Source organism: Mesorhizobium sp. M0060, assembly GCF_040323155.1.
Classification (GTDB): domain Bacteria; phylum Pseudomonadota; class Alphaproteobacteria; order Rhizobiales; family Rhizobiaceae; genus Mesorhizobium.
The window spans coordinates 43,789-57,255 of record NZ_JAMYUP010000035.1 but is presented as its reverse complement, the minus strand read 5'-3'; the positions used below and the strand labels follow the sequence as shown (position 1 = coordinate 57,255).

Below are 13,467 nucleotides of genomic sequence, written 5' to 3'. Positions count from 1 at the left end.
TCCAGAACCTCGAGCCGGCCTGCGTAGCCAGCTGTTGGGACGTCCAAATCGACGTCCATTTTGCCGTCTGCTCCCACGTAGGCCCTCCGTCTCTCGCGATCGGAGGGATTCTTCGCACATTCACCTCATGCCCCGCACGAGGGGAGCGGCGTGGCGCTTACCAGGGATCGCGACCAGCAACGACATGAACTCGAAGCGATCTTATAGCCGCTCCCTAACGTGGGCCAGGAGGCCGACATTAGCAAATGCCTCGCCCAAATGCCAAAGCCGGTGGCGACCACTGCGACTAGAGCGAAATGAATTGAGGCTGAATCGGCGGGAGATTCCCTTAGACGCGCAAATCTGATTCAACCTTCTTGCTGGGCAAGGAGGTCAGCATGGATGGGCAAACCTTACTCGATGGATCTTCGCGAACGGGTTGTTGCATCGGTTGAGCAGGACGGGCTGTCACGACGGCAAGCCTCGGCGCGCTATGAGGTTGGTATCAGCACCGTGGTCAGATGGGTGAGCCGGTTCGCGAGACGAACAGTCTTGCGCCGGGCAAAATGGGTGGGCACAGGCCGAAGAAGATTGCTGGCCCGCATCGGGACTGGCTGCTGGTGCGCTGCCGAGCCGCCGATTTTACGCTGCGTGGACTGGTGGCCGAATTTGGCGAGCGCGGCTTGAAGGTCGATTACCGCTCGGTGTGGGAGTTCGTCCACGCCGACAAGCTCAGTCACAAAGGCGCAGCTGCCAAGCGAACGGTCGAGGCCGTCTGCGATGCCATTGGACATATCCCCGGCACCGGCACTTCAACCGAATGCAGAACTTACTTCATCGAGGCCGGCTATGCGCCAACCTAAATTCATCCCGGCTAGCCAAAACCGTCGCACTGCGGTCGGCGTCTGACGCCGATGAACGCCTTTCAATTAATCCTGTTGGAGTGATGCGACGCCTCAACATTCTTAAGCCAGCCAGGGTCCAAAGCCTTTCGTGCGTGTCCTTGTGTTGCTCGCGCCGACCGGCGGCACTGAGCTATCAAGCCAGGCTTCCATGCCCGCCGCCCATCCGGGTCCACGCCGCAGAGAGTATGCGCAGTCGCGTCGTTTAGTCGAGGCTCGTAAAGGGTGAGCGACGCGATCGAGCCGCAGCGTAGGTGCGCGGTGATCGTTCCGGCAATCGTCGATAAAGATCATCAATTAGCCGGGCCAGCAGCAACAGGCCACCATGGTTCTCCCAAGGAAAGGGGTTTCCATTTTCGTCGGCCATTTCCAGATCAAAATCCGAATCGCTCGTTGAGTCTTGACCCACCGAGCGCGGTAAACCGCGCCTCAATCTCCGGACTCCAGCAAGCCTCCCACGAAGTTCGCCTGCCGGAGAAGGTAAAGGTCTGCTCTCCAATAAGTTGGTTCAAGATCAGCTCCGGCTTCTGCGGTGACTGGATCTCGCAAAACTCAGCAATTTTGCGAATGGTCTCGAGCTGAACTTCGTGCCCTTGGTCACCTATGATCTGCTCATAGGTCAATCCAAGAACATCCTCCTCATCTGCCCACGGCACCAACGGGTGACAGCGTTCGTTGAAAATGAAAGGCGCAATCTCATCAAAGTACTTCAGCATTTTCTCGGGCCCGTTCGGCTCATGGCGCCACTTGATCTCAGCCCTCCCAGGCGGGCACCAGTCGCTGTTCCCGACATATCGCATCTGCGACACAATTGCCGCACGCATTTCACGCGAAAGGAAGATGACTTTGAAATCCGCCAAACAATGGCGAATGCCCATGTCGCACGGCAGATGCCCATAGCCAAACTGACCGGGCTGAATAAAGCGAGATGATATCTCGATCGGTATCCACAGGATGTTTTCAGAATGAGTGAACCGAGCTCTCTCGACATCCACAAAGCGGAAGTCTCCCAGATATTCTTTATTAAAGAACACATCGGACTGTTCAAGCCCGAGCATGGTTAGCAGACGGGCATATAGGTGGGTGCCCGCCTTCGGAATGGAACAAATCATAACCCGCGCGCTTGTGGCGCCGCCCGTCGGCTTAATTGACCAAGCTTCATTTGAGCAGGGGTAAAGCGGAAAATTTTGACCCGCGATAACGCGCAGCTCTTCTGGAAGCGGGTGGACCATTGCGTATCTTCTCACTTTTGCAAGGTGTTAAGCAATCAAGGTAGCAAATGCGGACTGTGGATACATTCGGAGACTGCCAGCTTGGCCCCAGGCAGTCGCGCCCTGTTGTCGCCGCCCATGAGTGACGGAATTATTGAGAGCGTCGGCCATGTGCGACGATTCTGGCCAGCTCGCTGCGCTGGTATTCCGATAACTGAGAGCGAAGGAGATCGGCACGCCGTTGGCTCGCCCCGCTTGGCGATCGTCGCTGAGAGACAATCATACGTCATGTCAAAACTCAGAGTCGCCCGAAGACGCCTACGAAAGCTGCCGATGAGCTAATTACCGACGACACTTCCGCGTTCACTAGGGATCTAGCCGGCTTTTCATTGTCCTGCCTCTGTCTTGGATCGGACCGTGAACTTCTTTCCAGGAGAAAGCAAGCAATCGGTGAATCTTGCCCGCCGAGTAGATGCTATGGGGGGAGCGGCGAGGGTGTGGCATCCTTCGCTGTTTCAACCACCATCAGAAGGAGGCGTCCCATGTCGCAATCTTTTGACACGAGCCGCTCCCTTACCGCTCTTGAACAGGATAACACGATCATCGCCGTCATCGAAATGAGCAAGGCGAAGTGGCTCGTCGCCGCGCTTATTCCAGGTCTCAAGCGCCAGCCCCTCAAGAAGATCGATGCCGTCGCGCCAGCACTGTTGAAGCTACTGCAGCGCTGGCGCGACGAAGCCGGCCGGGCTGGGCACACGGTCCAGCGGATCGCCGTCGCCTACGAGGCGGCCGGCGACGGCTTCTGGCTGGCGCGCTGGTTGCGGGCGCACGGCATCGAGGCCTATGCCATCCATCCCTCAAGCGTTCCGGTGTGCGCGAGCACCAGCGCGCCAAGACCGATCGTCTCGACACCGAGCTTTTGATGCGCGCTTTTCTCGGCTGGCTGCGTGGCGAGAAGCGCCATTGCTCCATGGCGGCAATCCCGACACTCGAAGAGGAGGACGCGCGGCGGCCGAACCGCGAGCGGGGGACCCTGGTCGGCGAGCAGACGCGGCTCATCAACCGCATCAAGGCGATCCTCGCCCGCTTCGGCGTCCGCAGCTTCCGGCTGAGCCTGCGCCAGGCGGCGGACAGGCTGGAGAGCATCCGAACGGCGGAGGGAACGCCGCTGCCGGACAACACCCGCGCCGAGCTCTACCGCTTCCTTGAGCGGCTCAACCTCGTGCGTGCGCAGATCCGCGCCATCGAACAGGAGCGCCTGCGCCGGCTGGCGGCGGCTCCGGCTGCGGCGAACGGCCCGCACGCGATGATTCGCCTGCTCGCGCGGATCATCGGCGTCGGCGTCGAGACCGCCGACATGCTGGTCAACGAGATGCTGTCGCGCAAGCTGCGCGACCGCCGCGCCGTGGCGCGCTACGCCGGCCTCACGGGGTCGCCGGACGAGAGCGGCAATACCCCTCGGGTCGGTTGAATACCCAGAAAATCAACGGCCCTCTCCACCAGTCGAGCCCAAAGTGCTGACTTCGCCGAGAGTACCAACTTTGAGACAGAGCCAGTCAAGGTGGCACGAGTTTTGAGCTGCCCGGGTACAAAGCAAGGGAAGCTGCCGAATAGCTTCCTGTGGTGCGAAACGCAACGGATGAAATGAAGGAAAGCAGACAGCATGTCAGATCTGATACGGATCCTTGTGAGGATAATTCTCACCACACAAACGCCGGTCACGAGTTTGAAGCCGCCTTTCTGAACTCAACGTGCCGAGGGTGTCACGGCACCCGGTTTTCCTCTCAGGGGCGAACTCTCAGCTCTTGAGCGTTCCGCCGTGGGCCGAGCCTCCGCTCGGACGCGTAAAAGCGATCGAAAGGTGGGTTGGTTCGGCTCTGCATTCGCGAGTGGCCGATGGCCGACACCACGATGAGGTTGGCGTCTGGAGGACTATATGAACAAGCATGGAAGCTTAGTCTCGGAAGCAAATGCAACGCGCATTCACCAGAACGACACTTCTCTCGCCCTCTTCGGAGGGATTCCTACAGTGCCGGCCGGGCGAGTTGTCCCTTGGCCAGCCGCCAAACGCAAGCATCTGAAGGCGCTCGCCAGTGTTGTCAAAAGCGGCAAATATCATCGAGTTAATCACCCTATTGTCACTGAGCTCGAAAAGCGCCTAGCGGAGTGGTCGGGCAACTGGTCTGTGCGCGCTGTTGGAAGCGGCACAGCCGCTATTCACGTGGCCCTCGACTACTACCGGAATCGAGGCCGCCGAGCTGTCACCTCGGCTTTGAACTGGCCAGGAGCCGTCGGCCCCATCGCGATCAGCGGACTCGAGCCGGTGTTTGTCGATGTAGAGCCAAACCTTGCGGGAGTTGATCAGAAGATGGCGGCCGCTCTCATCGAGCCCGGCGACGCGGTGGTGCTCATAACTCATCTGTTCGGAAATAACATTTTGGTTCCGGATCTTAGGCTGGCTGCGCGAGCGAGTGACGTGGCCATTATTGACGATGTTTGTCAATCGATTGGCGTTGCGAAAAACATTGTCAATGGATCTTACTTAGAGACCGACGCACTTGCTCTTTCAGGAAATGGGGCCAAACACCTCGGAGCGGGTGAGCTTGGGTTTGTTCTGACAAGGGACCCTGCTCTGATTCACCATGTCGATAAGGTTTCGCTGACAAGCTCGTCGCGATGTGGAGCTAGAATTTTCTCCCCGAGTTCGAAAGGCTACAATTACCGACCCAACGTATTCTCTGCTGCTATAGCCAATCACAGGCTCAAGCGCCTAGACCGGCAGCTCAAAAAGAGGCGAAGCAACGCAATGTTCCTCTGGCAGGAAATTGGCCATCTCTCAGGGCTTCTGCCTCTTTTCGATCCAGCAGTTGATCAACAATCAATGCTTAGTCTCCCGCTGCGTCTTGAGCCGGAAAAGCTCGGTTTTCTAGCTGGCCCTTCGGCCAGGGATTTCATCGTTAAGCTCCTTCAAGCCGAGGGAGTTCCGGTCATGGTTTGGCTAACGAAGCCCGTTTTTGACTATCTCCCGGATGTCAGCAAAAGATGGTCAAGGACCGATTTCCCAAACACGATGATGCTACTGAACACTATGTTTTGCGTGTCGGAGATCGCTCCGCCAAACGGCGCAGAAGTGATGAAATTGTACGCAGCCGCATTTCAAAAGGTCTGGGCAGCGCTTCCAAATCTAACCTCAAAATTCCCTTAGATCGTGTGTTTGGCCAGAGGGCAGGAGGGCGAGACGATGGACAGCTTAATAAAGGGCTTTCTGCCATATGGCTTTTCAATTGTTGTGAAATTCGGCGGGAGCATCATGCGTGATCTTGCGGTGTGTAAGCTTGCACTGGCTGAACTTGAGCGTCTCGCCGGTGACGGCCATCGAATACTACTTGTTCCGGGCGGCGGCATCCCAGACAAAGCAATTGAAATGATTGATGCGGCCAAGCCATTGGAGTCGTCTACGGCGCATCATGCGTGTGCGCTAGCACAGGACCAAACGGGGTATTTGCTTGCGGACGCCGCCTTCTCTTCCAAGCTTGTTCCATCGGCCAGCCTAGGTGAGTGCCGAACTCTCGCGAGAGTCGGAAAGATTCCAGTCCTGCTACCTTCCCGTTTGCTGTTTGCAGCTGATCCAGTGGAATGGAGTTGGGATGTTACATCCGACGCCGTTGCCGCGTGGGTCGCTTGGCTCACCGGAGCACCACGGCTGGTGATTTTGACAGATGTTGATGGCGTGTATCGTGGTGGAGCAACCGAAGATCCCGCTGCACTTATAGAGCAGATCGCTGCTCAAGATCTTGTCCTTCTCGGCCACACGTCGGTTGACGCGTGCGCGGTCCAGTTCATGGCACAGAAACGCCTCCCCGGCGTGGTGATTAACGCTCGTCATTCTTCTCGTCTCTCCGATTGGCTCGAAGGGAAGCGCGTTAAAGCGACCAATATCACCGTCGGAAGCAGGAAAGCCTATATCGGAACCGAGGATCTGGGGGGGGCGGCATGATGCCCTCCACGGCACTAGTAGTTTATGGCCCAGAAGTCGCTCGCTCCGGAATCACGTGGCTGCTCGACGAGTTTATTCGCAGGCGAACCGGCTTGGAACTCGCGGAGCGATTCTTTTCAATCCACAATCGTAGATCGATCGATGCGTTTTATACCCTGACACATTCCACCGGCGGGAACCATTGGCCATTGGTGCTGGACTTGTTCGACATGCGTCCGGTTTGCGCCACAATCTGGAGCGGACCTAATGCACTGCACCTATCGCAAGGACTAAAGGGTAATACACAGCCGGCCCATGCTAGAAGCGGCACCGTACGTAGTCTCTTTTTTTGCGACAATCCCGTGACCAACCTCCTCCATGTGAGCGACAGTCCAGAAGTAATGCAGGCCGAGCTGACAATACTTCGGCGCCAATTCTTGGGCAACGAAGTAGCCGCTTGGAATTCCCTCGATACCGGCCAAATCGCCCATTCATCTTTCCAGATGTTGTTACACGTTCTTGGCGACAGGGGATCTGTGCCGATGCCGGACAATGGGGGTGATGGTAGCGCCTTTGCTCACGCGAGATCAAGTTACGGCAAAGCACTCCTACTCGCATCAAAGAGGGGCCTGACAACGGCCGTCCACCGGTACCTTCAGGGGGATCGAGCCGGTCTAGAAGGTATTGTTCAGCATGCGTCTGTCCGCTCATCTTGGGATCGCCTCGTTCTTGAGGCCGGTCTGTTTTCAATGCCTCTTTGGCATTCCCTGCTGAAGCGAACCGTCGATGCCGTCGAGCCGGAATCAGGTAGCGACGACTACCGTATCCATCTGGGGGAGCACATATGAGCGAACTCGATAGTATCAGGACAATGCTTCGGACAAGCCAACAAGGCAACTTTCCGCGCCATTTGCAGGAATTCGGGCTTGATCTGATCGTACTGGAAGGGGTTTTTCCTCCTGAGAGTTTCGAGGGTTGGCGTTGGATCAGCGAGAATTTCCCCCCATTCGCCGGGAAGACCATATTGGAAATCGGCTGCGGCTTCGGTCTTCCCGGCCTTCTGTTGGCAAAAAGTGGTGCGCGGTCGTTAGTAGCTTGCGACATCAACCAGAGGGCGGTCGCGAACACATTGGAGAATGCGAAAAGAAACGGCATCAAGAACGTGGAAGCTATCGAAAGCGATTTATTCACAAACATCCCCCGTCGCAGGAGATTCGACATTGTATTTTGGAATTACCCGTCGAACTTCGCTGCAGAAGACTACAAGTATGTGGATGACATCGAATGTGGCGCGATTGATCCAGGGTATAATTTGCTCAAGCGCTTTTTGTCGGAAGGCCCAAATTTCCTTACAAAAACAGGTCGTATCGTTCTAGGATTCGGGACTAATGCCCGTGACGATCTCCTTGAACACATTGCGGCTTCGAATGATCTCACAACTGTGATGCTGCGGTCCGGAACCTATCCCCACGTGAAGGTAGTTTACAGGCTGTTCTCAATATCCAAGAAGGATATAAGGATATGATTTCCGACCTGATGCACACTGGATTTGTCGCTATTTCGCCCAATCGGTGCAAAGATAGTTGGGTGGCCGGCAGCAGCGTCCTTTCGCAATTCATCCATCGTGTGCCGAGTGATGTTGACATTCATCATGTCAATTTGGACGCATTTACGGAAGCTGTGGACAAGGATACAAGGGCTCTGGCGTACGCCGGGTTCTCCATCGCTTCACAGCGACCTGCCGGCGCGGAGTTGGAGATCGTGTTTTTGAGGTCGAACGGGACCTTGGCGCTGAATTGGGTTCTCGAAGAGGAACGACCAACGGCGTTAGTTGATGATCCGCTTCTTGGGACACGGGCGAGCTTCGCGGACGTCATCGCGCGAAAGATTGAGATGTACTTGGAGGACTATCATTCGAAGCATCGGGATGATCTGCTTGCACTCCTGGATCATTCCGCCTTAATGGCTCCCGAAATCAGCCGGGACAAATTGGTTGCTATGATTTCCGCGCTAGTCCAGGGCTCGCAGGACACGGGTCAAATCCAATCTTCTTGCCCGCACAGATGGATATCTGACCACATTTGGCCAGTCACGGAACGATCTTTCATAGACTAGACTAAGACTATACATGTGAACCTAAAGGTCGGCACATGAGGTCTGCTCGGCCGCTCTGACAGAACTCCTGACGGACGAGAGAACTTCGTCCACGGCTTGATCCGATAGCGGAACCTTCATCCATCATGTCGCTCACCGAACCATTCATTGGCTTTCCGGCTTTCCGCAAGCTTCCGGCTTCGCCAGATTGGGGCGCTCCCTTTTGCGTCGCCTCTTCCCCTTACGCGTGATCATATCTGCCGTTGACAAGAGCAGGGTGTTGCCGCCTGTTCGGCTCAGTCGGCGAACAATTCCCTGTAACCTGCGGTCGCCATCCAGTTCGCTCTCTCGAGATTGCTTCGCGCGGCTTTCCGCGCGCGCTCCGGTTCTTCCACCGGATCGATGCCGAGGATTCTGAGCCATCTCCTCATAGCTGGCGTTGTCGGCAGATGCATCGACAAACCTTAGATAGGTCCTGAAGTGCTCCCTATCGTAGGTGGTCAGGCTGTCGGACCAAGGGACTTCCTCTTTAAGGCCTGGTTCAACGTCTGGGTATTTCACCATCACATCGGGCTCCGGAAGTAAGAATCGGAAGTCGAGAATTTCCTTCGACACGCGGGCTAAGCGGAGAGGAAACATCGTCTCCAAGACGAGGTCCCGATTAAGGTCCGCAAGCCCCCGCTCGAGGCGATGTGCGCATCTGCGGGGCAAATCAGGCCCAGGTTAGAAAGGAATCGCAAAAGGCTCAATACCATGCGGCTGCACATCTGTTTTCGAGGACTGCTCGGACAGGGCTTCGTAAAGAACCTCCAACAGGATGAGAAGCGTAGTCGGTCCTGCGCAACCGCTCCCGCGAACTCGGAATCAGCTCAAAATCGTCTTTTGATCCGCGTCATGACGACGGGGCTTGACCAATCCCCGCTGCTTGACTCGCCGACCCATAGTGCAGATTGCCTGCGTGTTTCGGCAATTCCCGGACACAGCCCTGGAGTGTACCCCACCCCTGTCCGGCTTTTGCGAAATGCGCAGATTGCCGGCAATCGAAAAGGCCCGACAGCAGTTGACACCCTCTTTCGAGCCACGGCACGATCAACAAAGTGGTCGCTTCGCATCCTCGAGCTATTGCGCTGATGATACCGTCTGGACCCAGCACCGTTCCGGCTAGGCCGTGGCTTGCCAAATAGGCTAAAATGTCTGTTGCGGCGGGTGCTCGTCGAGTTTACTCACGCTCGTCCCCCTTGCCTGATCTCATCTCCGGTGCTGGGGGCTGGCAGCAAGCACCAGGTGGCGCGGCTCGACCTTCGCAGGAAACGCGGCGGTTCATGTTCGCCGCCTCTGGCTCGAGCACGTGCCCAAGGTGAGATTCGGGTATGGCGTCGAAACTGGCCGGATTAGCCTAGTCAGGCGTTCAAACTTCCCTCACCTGCAGACACTGGCAGAGATATTCGCTCAGCAATACAACAGGCGGAACATGCATCGCCGACCCGGACTGTGGCCAAGCTCCAGCCGAGGTAAACAAGACCGCCTCGTCGGCAGTCTGAGCGATCGGGCAGTCCGCGCGGGTCGTAATGGCAATCGTGTATGCTCCGGTTTTGCGCGCAATTGCCAGAAAAGCCCTGGTTTCCTCAGTGTGGCCAAGCGAGGAAACGCCAAGAGCAAGGCCCGACGAGCCAAGTCTCCGCGCAAGAGCGTGAGACATGGTGGCGGACCCCGAGGAATGCGCGGGGAACCCTAGCCAGATCAGCCGCATGGCCAAAATATCAGCGCAGACTGAAGACGGCCCCGCGCCAAACACTTCGACGCGACGGGCCGCTCGGACGCGGTTGGCAAGCCCAGTAATTTGAAGATCGTCAAAACCTCGAGCGGACGCGGCAATTGAGCTTTGTAAAGCAGTACTGAGAGCGGCGACCCCCGGTGCTACGTCTATATCTTCTGGTGCGGCGCGTTCAGCCAGCTCAATCAGCGTTACCCGCTCAATGTCGCCGCTGAGCGCAATCTTAAACTCGCGGAATCCCGAGAGTCCCAGCCTTCGGCAAAATCTTATTATTGAAGCAGGCCCAGTTGCGGTGTCGTGCGCTAGGTCGGCGATGGACATCGTTAGAACAGCCTTCGGATCTTGCTCAATATACAGAGCTATACGTGCGAGCGCATTCGGAGCCGTATTGATTACATCATGGATCATGTCTAGCAGTGATTGCTGTGTCCGTCGGGGCTCTTGCATACTGTCCTAAGGTGTGCGATTCAATTGGAACTCAACTCCCCTACCCGAAGGCAAGGGAAATCCCCTGAATAACTCGAGTCTGCTGCAGGTGCATTGACGCAGATCAAAGACAAGTTCGATGCCGGATTTCCGGCCTGCTTCGCTCGCGGCGGCAGCCATTCCGAGCACCACGCTTTAGATGTCAGTGCGGATTCCGACGACAACGGCGTTCCGACCCAAAAACCGGATTCTCCATCGGTGTCCGCGAATTTCTGGTACACGCATTCCAGCTGGAGCACAGGTTCATGCCGACCTGATGGCAAAGTTTGTGTAAGCCAGCCAAGGTGGCCCGCTGTGTGGCAGCCAGATCGACCAAACATCGCATTCTCCAGCGGCGCAAGTCCCCCGGACGAGGCCGGAGTCGCACCTTTCGGGGGCCAACCTGCTCCGCTGAGCCCTCCGTTGGTCCTAGCGCTTTAGGTCTTGTGCACTCTTACGATTGACTGGGTCTGAGCCACTCCCACGGCTACGAAGACGAACCCACCTTGGCGTTCTTCACCTATGTAACGCAGTATCGGCGCAGATTGGTTCAAGCTGCAAGATGGATGCGATTGCGCCCCGCCATCTTGGCGGAATAGAGAGCCGTATCAGCCCGAGCCAGCATATCTCGGTGGTGGTGTCGCCCGCGCGAGCAGTAGCGACTCCAGCCGAGAAGGTGTATCCAAATTCTAACTTCTCCCTGAGCGGCCGTGAGTTGTGAACACAGTTGAGCATCCTTGCGATGATCAGCTCCGCTGCAGCAGCTAATGTGTTTGGCAACACCAGGACGAATTCTTCTCCGCCCACGCGGCGAAACAGTCGGATCGTCTTACCTCTTTGTTCCCCCGGTCGACGAGTGCCGCCCTGAGACCCTCGATAAGGGATGCATCTTCGGAGTAAAGAGGACGCCCTATCGGCACCTACGCAAACTGTTGTTGAACGACCTGGCTGCAGCGCCGAGGCGCCCAAGATCGCCCCGCCGCCACCGGCGTGCGGCGGCTCTGCTTCCCTTGATGAGCCCAGTTGAGGGATGGAGGCCTGCGGCACGCGACCGCTTGAATTGCCGGTATCGCCGAGCGGTCCCGCAATGGCATATCGTTGAGCATGGCTGAGCGTCTTCTGCCTCTGCTCGCGCGACCAGTCGCAGCATGCGCCGAGCCGCTTGAGCTGCTTGAAGATCACACCGCCCGATTCCGCAGAACCAGGTTCGTACCGCGCAACTGGGAGAACACCTATTCAACTGACCGCCAAGCAGCACGCCGGTTTGGCCTTGTGCAGGGCCGTGGCGCCGGCCTGGATCAACAGGCGACCCGCGACTTCCCACATCGAAAAGGGGCCCATGCGAGCAGCATGAAGGCCGACGAGACGCCGCCGAGCACCGCGACGTTGCCTTGCCGAATGCGACAGCCAGTTCCTTGAGACGCATCGGCTGCCCGGCGGAACAAGCTCGACGGCGTGCGCCTGGTTGAAGATCGCTTGCAGATTTCTCCTGCCAAAACCACGGTCCCGCCGATGCCGAAGCGCTCGCCGACCGGCGCTCGGCCATGATGCCACGCATTCGCATCACCGAACTTCTGCACGAAGTCGCCCGCGAAACAGGCTTCATGACGGCGTTCACCAATCTGCGCACCGGCGAAAACTGTCCCAACGAGAGCGCACTGTTGGCCACCATCCTTGCCGATGCCACGAATCTCGGCCTGTCCCGCATGGCTGCCGCAAGTCAAGGAGTCACCTGCGACCAACTCGTCTGGACGCAGGATGCCTACGTCCGCGAAGAGCCGTGGTTTTGGCAGGAGAAATCTGCAAGCGATCTTCAACCAGGCGCACGCCGTCGAGCTTGTTCCGCTTGAGGCGGTGCGCAAACTTTTTCAGCCGCCAATCGAGCTTCCGGCCGCGCCGATCGAGCCATTCGTCGGCGGCTGACGGCAACCCAAGTTTCGAAACGATCGGTGCGGCCACCGGCTCGGGCAAGAGATAGCTGTCGAAACGACGGTACGCGGAAGACCGTTCCACCCACACGTCCCCAGAACGCAGCTTGTTGCGCAAATGGGCGAGCATTGCCGTTTCATAGAGCGGGCGATTGATCTTGCCATCCGGGCCGATCACCAGCTTGCGCCAGTCCTTCTTGAACGGCATCAGCGCATCGGGCGGAACATCGCGTTTGCCCGATCTCTTCAGTTCGCGGAGCATACGGATTCCGGCGATCGTGCGGGCGCTTCTCCGCCCGCCTTTGAATTCCAAGGCCTCGATCAGCGTCGAGGCGAACGCCAGATCGACCTGCTCAGTCTGGAAGAAAAGATCGATACATCCTCAGCCGCAGGCGAGCTCGTGTTCCGTGTATTCGGTGCGATCGCTCATTTCGAGCGACGGCTGATTTCCGAGCGCCACGAAAGATGGCGTGGCTGCAGCACGGGCGAAAGGGAGACAACCCGGTCGGCAACCGCTCGACATGTAAAAGGTCGAGGCCGCCATCAAGCTGATCAAGGCCAACATGTCGCCGACCGAAGCTGCGAGGCACTGGGTCTCGGCCGATCGACCGTTTATCGCCGAAATGAGGCGACTGGGCATCAGTCGGCCAGCGTAGTGAGCACTTCCGACGCTTTGCAAACTCTCGCTCTGGGAACTTCAAGGGCAAAGCGTGACCCGTTTTCGTCGTTGACTGCGGGCCTCTGGCAGCGGTTCGAGCAGATTTTCCGCAATTTCGGCTGGGATGTGATGATCCTGCGCCATGGTGCGCAGCAAGAGGCAGCCTTCACTGAGCCGGGGGGGCGAGAAGCTGCGTGAGTGGATCGAGCGGTGTCCCAACCAGCTCTATGCGGTGCTGGCTTCCAAGGGGGTGCTGCCTGGCGCAAGCGGCTCCTCGACGAGATCGGAGATCAGGGGCCGGTCGCCGCCCTGATTGAACGCCGCTCCGACGACGCGTTGCAGGCACTCATGACGAACCTTGGCGGGCATGACATGCCGAGCCTCCTCGAAGCCTTCGAAGCGGCTTCCAGCCATGACCGGCCCGTCTGCTTCATCTGCTACACCATCAAGGGCTACGGTCTACGATGGGCATAAGCCTGT

At 57.7% G+C, this 13,467-nt stretch carries 9 protein-coding genes and 6 pseudogenes; 11 read left to right on the top strand and 4 right to left on the bottom strand.

From position 1 onward, the window contains the following. Positions 1 to 381: 381 nt before the first annotated feature. Positions 382 to 722 (top strand): annotated as a pseudogene (locus NKJ94_RS25930) (IS630 transposase-related protein); the annotation flags it as partial. 533 nt (positions 723 to 1,255) lie between these two features. Here NKJ94_RS25930 and NKJ94_RS25925 read toward each other — a convergent pair. Next, positions 1,256 to 2,113 carry a sulfotransferase domain-containing protein gene (locus tag NKJ94_RS25925; protein ID WP_352529071.1) on the bottom strand — a complete coding sequence of 286 codons (858 nt, stop codon included), beginning with the start codon at positions 2,111 to 2,113 and terminating at the stop codon, positions 1,256 to 1,258. Positions 2,114 to 2,634: 521 nt separating this feature from the next. Between NKJ94_RS25925 and NKJ94_RS25920 the strand changes: the two genes are divergently transcribed. The 7 genes from NKJ94_RS25920 (at position 2,635) to NKJ94_RS25890 (ending at position 8,183) form a co-directional block, all read left to right on the top strand. After that, positions 2,635 to 3,015, top strand: a complete 381-nt coding sequence (locus NKJ94_RS25920) for a hypothetical protein (RefSeq protein WP_352529069.1) — start codon at positions 2,635 to 2,637, stop codon at positions 3,013 to 3,015. Next, positions 2,964 to 3,563 carry a transposase gene (locus NKJ94_RS25915; RefSeq protein ID WP_352529067.1) on the top strand — a complete coding sequence of 200 codons (600 nt, stop codon included), beginning with the start codon at positions 2,964 to 2,966 and terminating at the stop codon, positions 3,561 to 3,563. The genes NKJ94_RS25920 and NKJ94_RS25915 overlap by 52 nt, the downstream gene beginning before the upstream one ends. Positions 3,564 to 4,028: 465 nt before the next feature. Next, positions 4,029 to 5,297 (top strand): DegT/DnrJ/EryC1/StrS family aminotransferase, encoded by a 1,269-nt coding sequence (locus NKJ94_RS25910; protein WP_352529065.1) that lies wholly within the window; start codon positions 4,029 to 4,031, stop codon positions 5,295 to 5,297. A 36-nt stretch (positions 5,298 to 5,333) separates the two neighbouring features. Further along, positions 5,334 to 6,089 (top strand): amino acid kinase family protein, encoded by a 756-nt coding sequence (locus NKJ94_RS25905; RefSeq protein ID WP_352529063.1) that lies wholly within the window; start codon positions 5,334 to 5,336, stop codon positions 6,087 to 6,089. Continuing rightward, positions 6,086 to 6,916, top strand: a complete 831-nt coding sequence (locus NKJ94_RS25900) for a nucleoside-diphosphate kinase (RefSeq protein ID WP_352529061.1) — start codon at positions 6,086 to 6,088, stop codon at positions 6,914 to 6,916. Before NKJ94_RS25905 ends, NKJ94_RS25900 begins: the two co-directional genes overlap by 4 nt. After that, a complete protein-coding gene (locus NKJ94_RS25895) occupies positions 6,913 to 7,593 on the top strand; it encodes a methyltransferase (protein WP_352529059.1) in 681 nt (226 codons plus the stop codon). Before NKJ94_RS25900 ends, NKJ94_RS25895 begins: the two co-directional genes overlap by 4 nt. Next, complete coding sequence (locus NKJ94_RS25890; RefSeq protein ID WP_352529057.1) at positions 7,590 to 8,183, top strand: hypothetical protein; 594 nt, start codon at positions 7,590 to 7,592, stop codon at positions 8,181 to 8,183. The genes NKJ94_RS25895 and NKJ94_RS25890 overlap by 4 nt, the downstream gene beginning before the upstream one ends. A 275-nt stretch (positions 8,184 to 8,458) precedes the next feature. On the opposite strand, the pseudogene NKJ94_RS25885 reads toward NKJ94_RS25890, so the two are convergent. Beyond that, positions 8,459 to 8,726 (bottom strand): annotated as a pseudogene (locus NKJ94_RS25885) (DNA -binding domain-containing protein). 844 nt (positions 8,727 to 9,570) lie between these two features. Continuing rightward, complete coding sequence (locus tag NKJ94_RS25880; RefSeq protein WP_352529055.1) at positions 9,571 to 10,344, bottom strand: MurR/RpiR family transcriptional regulator; 774 nt, start codon at positions 10,342 to 10,344, stop codon at positions 9,571 to 9,573. Between the two features lie 1,500 nt (positions 10,345 to 11,844). Here NKJ94_RS25880 and NKJ94_RS25875 point away from each other — a divergent pair. Next, positions 11,845 to 12,185 (top strand): annotated as a pseudogene (locus tag NKJ94_RS25875) (Tn3 family transposase); the annotation flags it as partial. Here NKJ94_RS25875 and NKJ94_RS25870 read toward each other — a convergent pair. Next, positions 12,178 to 12,666: pseudogene (locus tag NKJ94_RS25870) on the bottom strand (Tn3 family transposase); the annotation flags it as partial. The pseudogenes NKJ94_RS25875 and NKJ94_RS25870 sit on opposite strands and share 8 nt — an antisense overlap. 6 nt (positions 12,667 to 12,672) lie before the next feature. Between NKJ94_RS25870 and NKJ94_RS37620 the strand changes: the two are divergent. Further along, positions 12,673 to 12,732, top strand: a pseudogene (locus NKJ94_RS37620) (recombinase family protein); the annotation flags it as partial. Between the two features lie 333 nt (positions 12,733 to 13,065). Then, a pseudogene (locus NKJ94_RS25860) lies at positions 13,066 to 13,449 on the top strand (transketolase); the annotation flags it as partial. Positions 13,450 to 13,467: the final 18 nt, after the last annotated feature.